Raw genomic sequence first — 14,940 nt, forward strand, 5'->3', positions numbered from 1 at the left:
TATCTTTGCACTTTGAATTTTTACAATGGAAAAGATTATTGAAGAAAGCAAACAAGGCGAAAGTCTTGTTTTGGAAAATAAACCTGAGAATACTAAAAAACTATTTATAGAGAGTTACGGCTGTGCGATGAATTTTTCGGACAGTGAAGTCGTAGCTTCCATTTTGTCTGACGGAGGTTATAATACCACTTCTGTTTTAGAAGAAGCCGATTTGGTTTTGGTAAACACTTGTTCTATTCGCGATAAAGCAGAACAAACTATTCGCAAGCGTTTAGAAAAATATAATGCAGTAAAACGTACGAATCCGAAAATGAAAGTAGGCGTTTTGGGCTGTATGGCGGAGCGTTTGAAAAGTCAGTTTTTGGAAGAAGAAAAAATAGTTGATCTTGTGGTTGGCCCAGATGCTTATAAAGATCTTCCGAATTTATTGGCTGAAGTTGAAGAAGGCCGTGACGCCATTAATGTAATTTTATCAAAAGAAGAGACTTACGGAGATATTTCGCCTGTTCGTTTAATGAGCAACGGAATCACAGCTTTGGTTTCAATCACTCGTGGATGCGATAATATGTGTACATTCTGTGTTGTGCCTTTTACACGCGGACGTGAGCGTAGTCGTGAGCCTCAAAGTATTATGAATGAAATTAAAGATCTTTGGGAAAAAGGTTTTAAAGAAATTACACTTTTAGGACAAAACGTTGACAGTTATCTTTGGTACGGTGGCGGATTGAAAAAAGATTTTGTAAACGCTTCTGAAATGCAAAAAGCAACTGCGGTCGATTTTGATCAATTGTTAGAAATGGTTGCTGTTGGTTTTCCTAAAATGCGTATTCGTTTTTCGACTTCAAATCCGCAGGATATGCACGAAAGCATTTTGCATGTTATTGCGAAATATCCTAATATCTGTAAACATATTCACTTGCCAGTTCAATCTGGAAGTAATAGAATTTTAAAAGAAATGAATCGTTTGCACTCTCGCGAAGAATATATGGCTTTGATTGATAAAATTAGAGCTATTGTTCCAGATGCTTCAATTTCGCAAGATATGATTGCTGGTTTCCCAACAGAAACCGAAGAAGATCATCAAGATACCATGAGTTTGATGGAATATGTGAAATATAATTTCGGTTATATGTATTCGTATTCTGAACGCCCTGGAACTTTGGCAGGAAGAAAAATGAAAGATGATGTGGAGGAAGAAACCAAAGCTAGAAGATTACAAGAAATTGTCGATTTACAACAAAAACATGCTTGGTTTAGAAGCGAAGAATTTGTCGGAAAAACGGTTGAAGTTTTAGTCGAGAAAGTTTCTAAGAAATCTAAAGACGAGTTCTCAGGAAGAAACTCTCAAAGCATAACGGTTGTTTTCCCTAAAGAGAATTACAAAATTGGAGATTTCGTAAACGTAAAAATCACAAGCTGCACTAGCGGAACTTTAAAAGGTGAAGCTGTTGGTTTGAGTAGCATGAATTAATTTTTTTGCCACGAATTTCACTAATTTACACGAATTTTCTTTCAAAAATTTCTATAGATTTGTTTTAAAAACAAATATGGAATTATACAGGAAAGAAGAGTACTATAAAATTGTTGGAATTTGCATGGAAGTTCATAGAATATTGGGCGGTGGTCTTCTAGAAATTGTTTACAAAGATGCATTAGAATATGAATTTAGAAAGCATAATATTCCTTATGGACGTGAAAAAGAATACGATATTCAATATAAAGAAATTGTTTTAGCACATAAATTTTATGCTGATTTTGTAGTTTATGACGAAATCATTTTAGAAGTAAAAGCATCAAAAGAAATAGTTGATGAATATATCGCTCAAACAATAAATTATTTAAAATTAGCCAATAGTGATTTAGGAATTATCGTTAATTTTAATAAAAAGACATTACAACACAAAAGAGTTATTCATTGACCACTTTTTCAAAAATTCGAGAAATTCGAGAAATTCGTGGCAAAAGATAAAATCTAATATGGAAACAGTTCAAGCAATAAAACAGCGATTTGAGATTATTGGTAATGATCCAAAATTAAATCGTGCCATTGAAAAAGCCATTCAGGTTGCTCCAACTGATATTTCGGTTATGGTAACTGGGGAAAGTGGTGTTGGTAAAGAAAACATTCCTAGAATTATACATTCGCTTTCACACAGAAAGCATGGTAAATATATTGCCGTAAACTGTGGTGCAATTCCAGAAGGAACAATTGACAGTGAACTTTTTGGTCACGAAAAAGGTGCGTTTACAGGTGCGACAAGTACTCGTGAAGGTTATTTTGAAGTGGCCGATGGTGGAACAATCTTCTTAGACGAAGTTGGTGAATTACCACTAACAACTCAAGTAAGATTGCTTCGTGTTTTGGAAAATGGTGAATTTATAAAAGTAGGTTCGTCTCAGGTTCAAAAAACAAATGTTCGTATCGTTGCTGCAACAAACGTGAATTTATTTAATGCTATTGAAAAAGGTAAATTCCGTGAAGATTTGTACTACCGTTTAAGTACTGTAGAAATTACTTTACCTCCTTTAAGAGAAAGAAAGGACGATATTCATTTGTTGTTCAGAAAATTTGTGGCCGATTTTGCCCATAAATACAAAATGCCTCCTTTAAAATTGGATGATGATGCAGTGCAACTTTTACAGAAATTTAGATGGAGCGGAAATATTCGTCAGCTTCGAAATGTGGCGGAACAGATTTCTGTTTTAGAAACTAATCGCGATATCAGCCTTGCTACTTTACAATCTTATTTGCCAGCCGAAGGAAGCAACCTTCCTTCTGTTATTAGCGACAGTAAAAAAGAAAGTGACTTTAGCACAGAAAGAGACATTTTGTACAAAGTGCTTTTTGATATGAGAAGCGATTTGAACGATTTGAAAAAACTGACTTTGGAGTTAATGAAAAACGGAACTTCTAAAGTACAGGATATTAATCCAAATTTGATTCAGAAGATTTACGGAAATCAGCAAAACGATAGCGAAATTGATTTTGAAGAAGAACCAAGAACTGCTGTTATGACAACTCCTGCTGTTCGTGAAGATAATTATCAAATGCAAGACGACAATTACTTATTTGCCGAAACTATCGAAGAAGAAGAAATTTTACGTCTAGAACAAAAAGAAATCGAAATGATCAAAAAATCATTAGAAAAAAACAAAGGAAAACGTAAAGCTGCGGCTGATGAATTAGGTATTTCTGAAAGAACTTTATATCGTAAAATCAAGCAATTCGATTTATAAAAATAATTAAATTTCAAAAAACAAATTCCAAATTCCAATTACTTATATTTGAACTCAATTGGAATTTTCCCAATAAACATTATGAAAAAAATATATTCTCTTTTTGCTCTTTTAAGCCTTTTTATGTTGAGTGGCTGTTCTGTTTATAATTTTACAGGAACTGGAAAAATCGATGCTAAAACTTTTCAAGTTAACTTCTTTCAGAATAATGCAGATTTAATTGAACCAGGAATCGACAGAACTTTTACCTTGACTTTGCAGGATTTGATCATGAATCAAACCAACCTAAACTTAGTTAGTAATGGTGGAGATTTGGTTTACGAAGGTGAAATTACAGATTACCGAATAACTCCAATGACTGCAACTGCAGATCAACAAGCGGCACAAAACCGTTTATCGATTCGTGTTAATGTGCGATTTATGAATAAAAGAAAAGAAACAGATGATTTTGAAAAGTCTTTTGAATTCTATTACGACTTCCCTGGACGAGACTTACCAACAGGATCTGTTTTAAATGAAGCAATCAGAGTTATTTTTGAGAGAATCACTCAAGACATCTTTAATGAGTCATTGGCAAAATGGTAGTCTTGCCTGTTTGTTTAATCGTTAAATCGTAAAACCGTTTAATCGATAAAACAGCCAAAAACAAATAAACGATTAAACAATTAACCGATTAAACAAAAAACAAATAATGAACGTTAGCGATTATACCTACTTAATGAACAAACCCGATGCTATTACAGAAAAGCAGGCAGACGCATTAGGAAGTGTTTTGAATGAATTTCCGTATTTTCAAAGTGCGCGTGCATTGCGATTAAAAGGACTTTACAATCAAAACAGTTTTAAGTATAATTATGCTTTAAAAGTTACGGCTGCATACACGTCTGATCGTTCTGTTCTATTTGATTTTATCACTTCTGAGGCTTTTACCTCGATTCAAAATGATTTTTACGAACAAAAACTGAGAGATCTTCTTGAAATTACTGTTTTTGACAGTGAAATAATTTCGCCAGAGCAAATTCAAAAGGCAATTGAAGTAAAAACAGATCTTGAAGAGCAACCTATGTCGGATACAATTAAAGAAGTTCCAACTCCTTCAATTGAAATACCATCAGTTGTACAACCTCTAAAAGTTGAAGAAGCTGCAAAAACGGAAGAAGTTATACAAGCCGAAGAAATAAAAGCTCATGAACCAATAATTATAGAAGAGCCTAAAAAATTACCAGAAATAGATCCTTCTATTTTTCTTGCAATAAGAGAAGCTCAAACTATAACTTTTGAAAAACCTGCAATAAAACAAGAAGAGCCAAAACCTCTTCCCGAAATAGATCTTTCTATTTTTGCTGCAATAAAAGAAGCGCAATCGGTTACTTATGAAAAACCAGCAATTGTAGAAGAAGTAGAACAGAAAATCGAAATTGTTGAATCTAACACTTCAAATGATGTAGAAGAAGTTGAGGCAGCTTCGCTTCCTGAACCAATTCAAACTGAGGAACCTAAAATTGATCGTATTGAAAACTCTATTTTAAGTTCTATAAAAGTTTCTGAAACGCTTTCTGCACCAGAACCAATAGAAATCGAAGAACTTAAAGAAGAACCTAAAAATGAGCGCATTGAAAACTCTATTTTAAGTTCTATAAAAGAAGCAGAAGCTGCAAACGCTGAACAACTTACAGAGGTTAATCCTATTATAGAAGAAACCATTGTAGAAGAACCTGCTACAAATTCGACTGAAGAAGAAGACGATGACAGCGTTATCGAAGAGATGATCATTCCAGAATTCAAAATGAATACTGTTGAGCGTTCTATTCTTTCTTCTATTAAAGAAGCTGAAACAAAAGCACCTGAAGAACCAAAAGAAATAATTCAAGAAATTGTCAAAGCTGAAGATAAAGAAGAAGAGATTCGTGAAGAAAATGAGGAACAGCCTCAAGAAATAATTGAAGAAGAAGAAGAACCGAATGAACCTGCCAAAACAGCTGCAGAACATTTAGAAATAGGAAAACCATTGGATTTTTCTTTAAGTGAAAAACATTCGTTCCAAGAATGGCTTCAATTATCTCGAACAGAACCAATTGACAGATCAAACGAAATTTCTCCAGAAGAACAAGCTAAAATTGAAGCTGCTAAAGAAGAAGAGAGACAAAAGAAGGCTGAAATTATCGATAAATTTATCGAAACCAATCCGAAAATATCTCCAATTAAACCTGGAACAAGCGCTCCAGCAGTTCAAATTGAGACCACTATAGAGGATAATTCGTATTTAATGACCGAGACTCTGGCCAGAGTATATCTGGAACAAAAGAAATATACAAAAGCAATTCAAGCATATGAAATATTAATTTTGAAATATCCAGAAAAAATTACTTTCTTTGCAGACCGCATATCGGATATAAAGATTTTACAACAAAATAACAATAACAATAATTAAGTAATGAGCACATTTTCAATTTTTTTAGTTTTAATTACAATAGTTTGTTTTCTATTGATCGTAGTTGTCATGGTACAAAACCCTAAAGGAGGCGGATTGTCTTCTACCATCAGCGGAACACAGATGTTAGGTGGAGTACAAAAAACAACTGACTTTTTAGATAAAAGTACTTGGACTTTAGCTACTGTTTTAATTGTGCTAATTTTACTTTCAAGCTTAAGCTTCTCTGGATCTTTAAGCGATACAGATTCTAAAATCATTGACAAAACTGAAGCTCCTGCAAACACGCCAGCAGCTCCAGCACAAGGAAACACTCCTGCTCCTGCAGCACCAGCTACTAAATAATTTTAGCTCAATATAAAAATCTAATGCCAGCCTGTCAAAGCTGGCATTTTTTTTAAGAAATAATGTCAGTTTTTCTAGCATGGCATAGTTTCTGAAAGTTTATAGAACAGAAAAAAATCGTATAACTTATAATAATATAAAATCATGGCTTTAAACATAAAACCGCTTTCAGACCGCGTACTTATTGAGCCTGTTGCAGCTGAAACTAAAACTGCGTCAGGTATTTTTATTCCTGATACTGCCAAAGAGAAACCTCAAAAAGGAACTGTAGTTGCAGTAGGAAACGGAACTAAAGATCACACAATGACTGTAAAAGTTGGTGATACTGTTCTTTACGGTAAATATGCAGGAACAGAGTTAAAACTAGAAGGCACTGATTACCTAATCATGCGCGAGGATGATATTTTAGCGATTATCTAAAAAATATTGTATTAAGTACGAAGAATTAAGAACTTCATTTAACTTGAAACAAATCAAACTTTAAACAAAAATTAAAATGGCAAAAGATATAAAATTTGATATTGAAGCACGTGACGGATTAAAACGTGGTGTTGATGCATTAGCAAATGCTGTAAAAGTAACTCTTGGACCAAAAGGTCGTAACGTAATTATCGGAAAATCATTTGGTGGACCAACTGTTACTAAAGATGGTGTTTCTGTTGCAAAAGAAATCGAATTAAAAGACGCACTAGAAAATATGGGTGCGCAAATGGTAAAAGAAGTAGCTTCTAAAACTAATGATTTAGCGGGTGACGGAACTACAACTGCTACAGTTTTAGCTCAAGCTATCGTAAAAGAAGGCTTGAAAAACGTTGCCGCTGGTGCAAATCCAATGGATTTGAAACGTGGTATCGACAAAGCGGTTGAAACTATCGTTGCTGACCTTGCAAAACAAGCTAAAGTGGTTGGAAGTGATTCTGATAAAATTAAACAAATTGCTTCTATCTCTGCTAACAATGACGAAGTTATTGGTGAATTAATTGCTACAGCTTTCGCTAAAGTTGGAAAAGAAGGTGTTATCACTGTTGAAGAAGCTAAAGGAACTGATACTTTCGTTGACGTTGTTGAAGGAATGCAGTTTGACAGAGGATACCTTTCTCCTTACTTTGTAACAAACCCAGAGAAAATGGAAGTTGAATTAGATTCTCCTTACATTTTATTATACGACAAAAAAGTATCTTCTTTAAAAGAATTACTTCCAGTTTTAGAGCCAGTTGCTCAATCAGGAAAACCATTATTGATTATTGCTGAAGATGTTGACGGAGAGGCTCTTTCTACATTAGTAGTAAACAAATTAAGAGGTGCTCTTAAAATTGCTGCTGTAAAAGCTCCAGGTTTTGGAGACAGAAGAAAAGCAATGTTAGAAGATATCGCAATCTTAACTGGTGGAACTGTAATTTCTGAAGAAAGAGGTTATACTCTTGAAAATACAACTATCGAAATGTTAGGAAACGCAAAAAGAGTTTCTATCGATAAAGACAATACAACTATCGTAAGCGGTGCTGGTGAAGCTGATATCATCAAAAACAGAGTTAACCAAATTAAAGGTCAGATGGAAACTACTACATCTGATTATGATAAAGAAAAATTACAAGAGCGTTTGGCTAAATTAGCTGGAGGTGTTGCTGTTCTTTATGTTGGTGCTGCTTCTGAAGTTGAAATGAAAGAGAAAAAAGACAGAGTTGATGATGCTTTACACGCAACTCGTGCAGCTGTAGAAGAAGGAATCGTTGCTGGAGGTGGTGTAGCTTTATTGAGAGCTAAACTTGCTTTAGCTGACTTAAAAGCTGATAACGCTGATGAAGCAACTGGAATTCAAATTGTTTCTCGTGCTGTTGAAGCTCCATTAAGAACGATCGTTGAAAACGCTGGTCTTGAAGGTTCTGTTGTTGTGGCTAAAGTTTCTGAAGGTTCAGGTGATTTTGGATACAATGCAAAAACTGACGAATATGTAGATATGCTTACTGCTGGAATTATCGATCCTAAAAAAGTAACTCGTGTAGCTCTTGAAAATGCTGCATCTGTTTCTGGAATGATCTTAACTACAGAATGTGCATTAATTGATATTAAAGAAGAAAATGCCGGAGGCGGAATGCCAATGGGAGGCGGAATGCCAGGAATGATGTAATTCATTCTCTTCTTAAAAATTAAAAGCGCTGGATTTTTATCTGGCGCTTTTTTTTTTGTTTGCCACTAATTGCACTAATTTCCACGAATGATTTTGCTTGTAAAAAGTTGCTACAGATTACACAGATTAAAAGGATTTCTTTATTGGATACACTAAAAAATTTTCACGCAGATTCTACAGATTCAAGCAGATTAATTTAATTTTTATAATCTATGATCTGCATAAAATAAAAATCCTTTTAATCTGTGTAATCTGTGGCTGAAAAGAAAAATCATTCGTGGAAATTAGTGCAATTCGTGGCAATCATTTTTTATTTAACATTCTCTTTTTCTTTAAAAAATCTGTTATCTCTACCTTTGCAATTCTATTTAAAATTGCACAATGAGAAAATTCACAACTCACTTTTTATCTTTTACATTTTTACTTCTTACTGCTTTTTTACAAGCCCAAAATAGCAAAGACAATTACGTAGTTTTAGTTTCGATGGATGGCTTTCGATGGGATTATGGCAAAATGTATAATCTCCCAAATCTGAAGCAAATTGAGAAAGAAGGCGTTCATGCCAAATCAATGAAACCTTCTTATCCGAGTAAAACCTTCCCAAACCATTATTCAATCGTAACTGGACTTTATCCAGATCATCACGGAATTATAAATAATGTTTTTTATGATGCTTCTTTAAACCAATCTTTTTCCTTATCAAGCAACGCAAAAAATGATTCTCGTTTTTATGGCGGAAATCCTATTTGGAATTTAGCGGAACAGCAAGGTGTAAAAACAGCTTCTTTCTTTTGGCCAGGTTCTGATATTGACAAAAGAAACCCAAGTTATTTCAAAAATTATGATGGTAAAGTTCCGTACGGAGCTAGAATCGATACGGTTATGAAATGGCTGCAGCTTCCAGAAAAACAACGTCCGCATTTGGTAACTTTATATTTTGACGAACCAGATCATACGGGTCATAATTTTGGTCCGCATTCGCCAAAAACTGAAAAAACAGTGATTAAAATGGATTCAATTATGGGAGAAATATCTAGAAGATTAGATCAATTGCCTATTGGAAAACAAATCAATTTAATCATCGTTTCAGATCACGGAATGGCTGATATTAGCAATGATAAAAAAGTAGCCGTTTTAGATTATATAAAGCCAGAATGGTTAGGTTATAAAGACGTTATTAATCCGATTATGAGTTTACAGGCAAAACCGGGCTATCAAGATTCGATTGCTAATGCTTTAAAAAAAGTGCCTCACATTAAATTCTGGAAATCAACCGAAGTTCCTAAAAGATTACATTACGGAACGAATCCGCGTGTACACGATTTTGTTATTGAAGCCGACAAAGGATGGAGTCTTGTTGGCAAAGAAAGCACGCATATAAATGGCGGAACGCATGGTTATGACAATAACGAAAAAGATATGCATGCTATTTTTTACGCAAAAGGTCCTGCTTTTAAAGTAAACAAGAAAGTAAAAACATTTCAGAATGTTTCGGTTTATCCTTTAATTGCTCATATTTTAGGTTTACAAATTGGAGAAATTGATGGAAAGCTGAGTGATGTTGAGGATACGCTGCGCTAAATTAGATATTGTGTCAATTTGATAATTAGAAAATTTGATGATGATTGTCACCCTGAGCGGAGTCGAAGGGCACTCCAATTGGCACGTGGGCTTCGACTTCGCTCAGCCTGACAAAAAAATATAGACAAACAATAACAAACCCGATAGGTTTTAAAAACCTGTCGGGTTTAACTTTTTGAGATACTTTGCGTAGACACAAAGCAGTGCGTCTCTACAGAAAATCGATTTGAATTAATTCACAATTAACAATTATTAAGACACCACCTTATAAGTCGGATCTTCAATAACATTAACATTTATAACTGCATCCGCATTTTTCAGTAATTGTCTGCAATCGGCACTTAAATGCTGCAACTCTACGGTTTTATTTAACTGATTGTATTTTTTGGTCAAATTGTTTAAAGCTTCAATCGCCGACATGTCTGAAACACGACTTTCTTTAAAATCTATTATAATATGATTAGGGTCGTTTTGTATATCAAACTTCTCTAAAAAAGCACTGGTTGAACCAAAAAATAATGGTCCATAAATTTCGTAATGTTTTACTCCATTTTCATCGATATAATGTCTAGCGCGAATTCTTTTGGCACTTTCCCAAGCAAAAACCAAAGCAGAAATAATCACTCCAATTAAAACAGCCAACGCCAAATTATGCAATACAATTGTAATTACAGCGACTAGAATTCCAACAAAAATATCATGTTTTGGCATTTTATTTATAATCCTAAAACTTGCCCATTCAAAAGTGGTAATAGCAACCATCATCATCACTCCTACTAGAGCCGCCATTGGCAATTTTCCAATTACGGGAGCACCAAAAAGGATAATCATTAAAATAGTCAAAGCACCAATAATTCCAGAAAGCCTGGCTCTAGAACCAGCTCCAAGATTTACTAATGTTTGCGCTATCATTGGGCAACCGCCCATTCCGTAGAAAAACCCATTTAAAATGTTTGAGCTTCCTTGTGCAATACATTCTCTATTGCTATTTCCTCTTGTTCCAGTAATTTCATCAACTAAATTCAGCGTCAATAAACCTTCTGTTAAACCAACAGCAGCGACAATTACAGAATAAGGAAAAATTACTTTTAAAGTTTCAAAAGAAAACGGAATATTCGGAATATGAAATGGAGGAAATCCGCCTTGAACCGAAGCGATATCTTCAACTGTTTTGGTTTCAATATTAAAAATAATTACGATTGCAAAAACAACCATAATAGCTACTAAAGATGCTGGAACCGCTTTTGTAATCTTCGGAAAAATTAAAACAATCGCAATGGTTAAAGCGACCAAACCAAGCATAATATATAAAGGAGTTCCCTGAAGCCAAGAAACCTGACCGTTAACGACCGTTTTAAACTGCTCCAATTGCGACATAAAAATCACAACTGCCAAACCGTTTACAAAACCAAACATTACGGGCTGCGGAACCAATCTAATAAATTTTCCGAGTTTAAAAAGTCCGATACAAATCTGGACAACACCGCCGAGAGCTACGGCCGCAAAAACATATTCTATTCCGTGCGATTTCATCAAGGCGATTAAAACAATCACGGTAGCTCCTGCTCCGCCAGAAATCATTCCTGGTCTTCCTCCAAAAATTGCCGTAACTAAACCTGCAATAAAAGCGGCGTACAACCCAACTAAAGGCGGAAATCCTGCTAAAATAGCAAACGACAGCGATTCTGGAATCATCGTCATTGCTACAGTTAAACCAGCTAAAATTTCGTTTTTGTAATTGACTTTCTGGCTAAAATCGAAGAGTTGGAATGTTTTTTTCATGGCGCAAAATTAAAAAAATAATACGCAAAAAAAGAACAAACCTTTTACTCAATAAAAAGCAACAGAAAGCCCTAATAAGGAATAAACAGCTAAATTAGAATAACTGTGTGAGAAGAAAAAGAAAAAGAGAAAGTATAAAACTTATCATTTCAGTATTATTTTTGGAATTAAAATATTACGCAAAATACTTACAAAAAAAGCAAATACGGTAGCGTATTTACACCTGATTTAAAATGCAAAATTATTCCAATCGCACACAAGTATAACCCAAACCACTTACGTGATTCATTACACTATTACACTGCAAATCAAAACCTTCAACTCTCAATATCTTATCGCAATCTTCCAAATCAAAATTGATTTTGTAATTTGGAAATTGATTTTGCATCACTGCAATTATGTAATCTCCATCAGATTTTTTCTGAACATTGGTTTTAAAAATCTCTACTATCATCTCTGCTTCTTTTAATTCTTTTAACTTGTACATTTTACTTTCGATTAAAAAGGTTATATGAAACTCCAAATCTAAAATACCCTTGCGCATCTTCTTTCTGATCGTAAACATAACGGTTGGTTCGCTCTCCTTTTTCTGTTAGTCTCGCACTTACAACATTGTTTACGCCTCCTTTTACAAATGCAATCAGTTTAGGAGTAAAACTGTATTCATAAGTAATTCCAGATTTTAATTCTAACTGATTCAGCTCGTAAACGCCTCTCAAATTTTGGTTATCTAAATTCAAGTAAAAACTTTCTGTGTTTAACTCGGTTCCCAACGAAATTCTTCCGTTTTCTAACAATTCTCTTCTAAATAATATACGCTGAGGCAAAATAAAGTCCATATCCCATTTCGATTGTTTGAGTTTATGGTTTATAGAAAAAAGCGGCGTAACAGGTACAATCGATGATGGATCGAGCAATACTAGAGCCCCAGCGGTAATGGTGGTTGAAGGTGTTCTTTTTAGCACTAAAACTGCCGATGCAAAACCTTTCAACCTTTGTAATTTTTTTTCGTCTCCGTCAATCGTTGCTGTTGCGTTGTAAATGACTGGTTTCTTAAAAAGTGTCGACATGTAAGTTGCTGTCAATGCTCCTGCCCAAAAATGAAATTCCTGATATTCTTTTGTATACGTTTCATTGGTTTGATAATTATAAATATCTCCAAAACCAAAATTTTCATATTTATAGCGAAGCGAAGTCGTTAAAACCAGTTTCTTAGATTTTGAAGCGTAAAACGGAAGATTGAAAGCCGCTTTGAAACGATTGTGATCTTCAATTCTTCCTTTTTCATATTTATTTCCAAACAATCTTGAATCGTAATTTGATGGTCCTAAAGCTTCATATTGAACATCAAAAGTTCGTGTGTTTGGAAATTTATCAACCACGGCTTTTGCAAAGGTTTTTACGCCTGGCTCCTTTTCTTGAGCTATTACTTGTAAAGTGGAAAAAACAAACACAAAAGACATGATTTTAGATTTCATAAATTAGAATAAATTATTTCGGGGTATAGATAAAATTTGAATCCAAAAGTAATTGACATGTCTCTCTTTTTATAGCAATTTTATACCAGTGGCGTATGATTTATACGAATGGCGTTGGTATAAATTATTGCTTTCAAATGATTATAAACTATACGATTATAGTATTTTTGCCGTTATGACAATTACAAAAATCTATCAAAACTTTTTTCTGCGAAATCTTCTCGTAAATGCACTTGTCTACTTAGTCATTCTGGCCTGCGTTTACGACGAAATAAAACTAGACGGACACAGCTGGTCGTATATTCTGAGCAAAATAGCTGTAGGTTATTTTCCGTGTATTGTTTGGATTACGATTTTCAATATTTGCATTATCAAACCTTTTCTGTTTCATAAAAAGTTTAAAATCTTCTTTACGCTTCTTGCCGTTTATTGGACTGGTTTTTACTTTTTTATGAACTGGTTTTTCCCACTTGTCGGATTAGGAAATTTTAAGACACTCCAAATTTTATCGCTTATTATAAACGGTTCTTTCTTTTATTTTCTTCATATTGTCATTACCAAAAAAATGAGTCAGGCCGATAAAGACATCATGAATTTTAAGTCTGAACTTTCGTTTTTAAAACAGCAATTGAATCCGCATTTTTTATTGAATGCAATGAATAATCTTTACGGAGAAGCCCTTGCAGAACCCGACAAAGTTCCTGATCGAATCTTGAATCTTTCAGACATGCTGCGCTATCAAATTGAAGCTTCTAAAAAAGATTTTGTTTTAATGGAAGAAGAAATCGCTTTCATAAAAAAATATATCGAATATTATACCTTTAGAAACGAAAGGCTCGCTGTAAAACAAAACATTGAAGGTGTGCACGATCAAATCGAGATTCCGCCTTTGTTCTTTCTGCCTTTGGTTGAAAACGCAGTAAAGTTTTCTGCCGAAACTCCAGAACCGTTTATTAATCTGGATTTGAAAGTGCGATGCCAAGGCGTGATTTTTACATTGAAAAACAATTATCTCGATTCGGGTTCGCGACTTTCGAGCACCGGAATCGGAATTGAGAATCTAAAAAGACGTTTGGAAGTTTACGGCCTAAAACACAATTTGAGCTGTAAAAAAGAGAAAAATATGTTTACCGTAAAACTAACCATATGGCACTTACCTACCGCTGTCTAATAATTGATGACGAATCGCCGGCGCACAAAGCCTTGATTTCGCACATTTCTAAATTTGACGAACTGGAACATTCTGGAAGCGCTTTTAATGGTATGGAAGCCATAAAATTGCTCAACGAAAACCAGTACGATATTATTTTTCTAGACATTAATATGCCTGTAATTTCGGGTGTAGAATTAATGGAACTGCAACCCAATCGTCCGATTACGATTGTAACAACGGCTTATTCAGATTTTGCCCTTTCGGCTTACCAAAACGATGCGATTGATTATTTACTAAAACCTATTTCGTTTGATAAATTCTCAAAAGCAATAGAAAAAGCCAAAACATATCATTCTGGAAATAACCTAAAAAAAGAAAACAGCGACGACGAAAAAGTCCTTTCTTACCGCTCTAACGGGCAAATAATTGAAACGCCTCTTTCTGATATTTTATACATCGAAAGTCTCGGCAATTACATGAAATTGTACAATTGCAAATTAAAATCTCCAATTGTCATTTACGGTTCGCTTGCAAGTATAAGTGCCGAAATTGATTGTGCTCATTTCCTTCAAGTGCACAGATCTTATATTGTAAATACCACTAAAATTACTGCTGTAACTGCCAAAAATCTTACAATGTCTAATGGCGATACTATTCCTGTGGGAAGGAAATATCAGATTCTGCTAAATAATCTTCCGATTAGATAATTTGTCAATTTGGATAATTAGATAATTTTTGAAAAGCTCAACTTTTTTAGGTTGGGCTTTTTTGTTTTTTGATAGTCTGTAAAATGAGTAAAACTACT

At 34.2% G+C, this 14,940-nt stretch carries 14 protein-coding genes; 11 read left to right on the forward strand and 3 right to left on the reverse strand.

Translation table 11 applies throughout. The features are described 5' to 3' along the window. Positions 1 to 25 precede the first annotated feature (25 nt). From miaB to JC605_RS00165, 9 genes are all read left to right on the forward strand, one after another. Positions 26 to 1,471 (forward strand): tRNA (N6-isopentenyl adenosine(37)-C2)-methylthiotransferase MiaB, encoded by a 1,446-nt coding sequence (miaB, locus tag JC605_RS00125; RefSeq protein WP_198854315.1) that lies wholly within the window; start codon positions 26 to 28, stop codon positions 1,469 to 1,471. 76 nt (positions 1,472 to 1,547) lie between these two features. Further along, positions 1,548 to 1,919, forward strand: a complete 372-nt coding sequence (locus JC605_RS00130) for a GxxExxY protein (protein ID WP_198854316.1) — start codon at positions 1,548 to 1,550, stop codon at positions 1,917 to 1,919. Positions 1,920 to 1,977: 58 nt separating this feature from the next. Next, positions 1,978 to 3,237: a sigma-54-dependent Fis family transcriptional regulator gene (locus JC605_RS00135; protein ID WP_198854317.1), complete on the forward strand. Its 1,260-nt coding sequence runs from the start codon at positions 1,978 to 1,980 to the stop codon at positions 3,235 to 3,237. A gap of 81 nt (positions 3,238 to 3,318) precedes the next feature. After that, entirely contained in the window at positions 3,319 to 3,822 is a 504-nt protein-coding gene (locus tag JC605_RS00140; RefSeq protein WP_198854318.1) for an LptE family protein, read from the forward strand. 106 nt (positions 3,823 to 3,928) lie between these two features. After that, positions 3,929 to 5,668: a tetratricopeptide repeat protein gene (locus JC605_RS00145; protein ID WP_198854319.1), complete on the forward strand. Its 1,740-nt coding sequence runs from the start codon at positions 3,929 to 3,931 to the stop codon at positions 5,666 to 5,668. A 3-nt stretch (positions 5,669 to 5,671) separates the two neighbouring features. After that, entirely contained in the window at positions 5,672 to 6,013 is a 342-nt protein-coding gene (gene secG, locus JC605_RS00150; RefSeq protein WP_198854320.1) for a preprotein translocase subunit SecG, read from the forward strand. Positions 6,014 to 6,157: 144 nt separating this feature from the next. Then, the gene (groES, locus tag JC605_RS00155) at positions 6,158 to 6,433 is read left to right on the forward strand and encodes a co-chaperone GroES (RefSeq protein ID WP_008467105.1); all 276 of its coding nucleotides are present in this window, start codon (positions 6,158 to 6,160) and stop codon (positions 6,431 to 6,433) included. Positions 6,434 to 6,509: 76 nt separating this feature from the next. Further along, positions 6,510 to 8,141, forward strand: a complete 1,632-nt coding sequence (groL, locus tag JC605_RS00160) for a chaperonin GroEL (RefSeq protein WP_095928620.1) — start codon at positions 6,510 to 6,512, stop codon at positions 8,139 to 8,141. 381 nt (positions 8,142 to 8,522) lie between these two features. Continuing rightward, positions 8,523 to 9,722 (forward strand): ectonucleotide pyrophosphatase/phosphodiesterase, encoded by a 1,200-nt coding sequence (locus JC605_RS00165; protein ID WP_198854321.1) that lies wholly within the window; start codon positions 8,523 to 8,525, stop codon positions 9,720 to 9,722. A 252-nt stretch (positions 9,723 to 9,974) separates the two neighbouring features. Here JC605_RS00165 and JC605_RS00170 read toward each other — a convergent pair whose 3' ends face one another. The 3 genes from JC605_RS00170 to JC605_RS00180 all read right to left on the reverse strand — a co-directional run bounded on the left by JC605_RS00170 (position 9,975) and on the right by JC605_RS00180 (position 12,982). Next, on the reverse strand, positions 9,975 to 11,504 hold the full coding sequence (locus tag JC605_RS00170; RefSeq protein ID WP_198854322.1) for a SulP family inorganic anion transporter: 1,530 nt from the start codon (positions 11,502 to 11,504) through the stop codon (positions 9,975 to 9,977). 241 nt (positions 11,505 to 11,745) lie between these two features. Beyond that, positions 11,746 to 11,991 carry a hypothetical protein gene (locus JC605_RS00175; protein ID WP_233073993.1) on the reverse strand — a complete coding sequence of 82 codons (246 nt, stop codon included), beginning with the start codon at positions 11,989 to 11,991 and terminating at the stop codon, positions 11,746 to 11,748. A gap of 1 nt (position 11,992) precedes the next feature. Further along, positions 11,993 to 12,982 carry a DUF6268 family outer membrane beta-barrel protein gene (locus tag JC605_RS00180; RefSeq protein ID WP_198854323.1) on the reverse strand — a complete coding sequence of 330 codons (990 nt, stop codon included), beginning with the start codon at positions 12,980 to 12,982 and terminating at the stop codon, positions 11,993 to 11,995. Between the two features lie 52 nt (positions 12,983 to 13,034). Between JC605_RS00180 and JC605_RS00185 the strand changes: the two genes are divergently transcribed. Together JC605_RS00185 and JC605_RS00190 are read left to right on the forward strand one after the other, a co-directional pair. Next, entirely contained in the window at positions 13,035 to 14,153 is a 1,119-nt protein-coding gene (locus tag JC605_RS00185) for a sensor histidine kinase (RefSeq protein ID WP_233073995.1), read from the forward strand. Continuing rightward, a complete protein-coding gene (locus JC605_RS00190) occupies positions 14,129 to 14,842 on the forward strand; it encodes a LytTR family DNA-binding domain-containing protein (protein ID WP_198854324.1) in 714 nt (237 codons plus the stop codon). Before JC605_RS00185 ends, JC605_RS00190 begins: the two co-directional genes overlap by 25 nt. The last annotated feature ends 98 nt before the right edge of the window (positions 14,843 to 14,940 follow it).

It is taken from the genome of Flavobacterium sp. IB48, from assembly GCF_016405855.1.
Lineage (GTDB): Bacteria > Bacteroidota > Bacteroidia > Flavobacteriales > Flavobacteriaceae > Flavobacterium > Flavobacterium ginsengisoli.

What these genes read in the sequence shown, in the direction of transcription:
- JC605_RS00140 (WP_198854318.1), top strand. Translation starts at nt 3,319, where the DNA reads ATGAAAAAAATATATTCTCTTTTTGCTCTTTTAAGCCTTTTTATGTTG.
- groES (WP_008467105.1), top strand. Translation starts at nt 6,158, where the DNA reads ATGGCTTTAAACATAAAACCGCTTTCAGACCGCGTACTTATTGAGCCT.
- JC605_RS00180 (WP_198854323.1), bottom strand. Translation starts at nt 12,982, where the DNA reads ATGAAATCTAAAATCATGTCTTTTGTGTTTGTTTTTTCCACTTTACAA.
- JC605_RS00130 (WP_198854316.1), top strand. Translation starts at nt 1,548, where the DNA reads ATGGAATTATACAGGAAAGAAGAGTACTATAAAATTGTTGGAATTTGC.
- JC605_RS00145 (WP_198854319.1), top strand. Translation starts at nt 3,929, where the DNA reads ATGAACGTTAGCGATTATACCTACTTAATGAACAAACCCGATGCTATT.
- JC605_RS00175 (WP_233073993.1), bottom strand. Translation starts at nt 11,991, where the DNA reads ATGTACAAGTTAAAAGAATTAAAAGAAGCAGAGATGATAGTAGAGATT.
- secG (WP_198854320.1), top strand. Translation starts at nt 5,672, where the DNA reads ATGAGCACATTTTCAATTTTTTTAGTTTTAATTACAATAGTTTGTTTT.
- JC605_RS00170 (WP_198854322.1), bottom strand. Translation starts at nt 11,504, where the DNA reads ATGAAAAAAACATTCCAACTCTTCGATTTTAGCCAGAAAGTCAATTAC.
- JC605_RS00135 (WP_198854317.1), top strand. Translation starts at nt 1,978, where the DNA reads ATGGAAACAGTTCAAGCAATAAAACAGCGATTTGAGATTATTGGTAAT.
- miaB (WP_198854315.1), top strand. Translation starts at nt 26, where the DNA reads ATGGAAAAGATTATTGAAGAAAGCAAACAAGGCGAAAGTCTTGTTTTG.
- JC605_RS00190 (WP_198854324.1), top strand. Translation starts at nt 14,129, where the DNA reads ATGGCACTTACCTACCGCTGTCTAATAATTGATGACGAATCGCCGGCG.
- JC605_RS00165 (WP_198854321.1), top strand. Translation starts at nt 8,523, where the DNA reads ATGAGAAAATTCACAACTCACTTTTTATCTTTTACATTTTTACTTCTT.
- groL (WP_095928620.1), top strand. Translation starts at nt 6,510, where the DNA reads ATGGCAAAAGATATAAAATTTGATATTGAAGCACGTGACGGATTAAAA.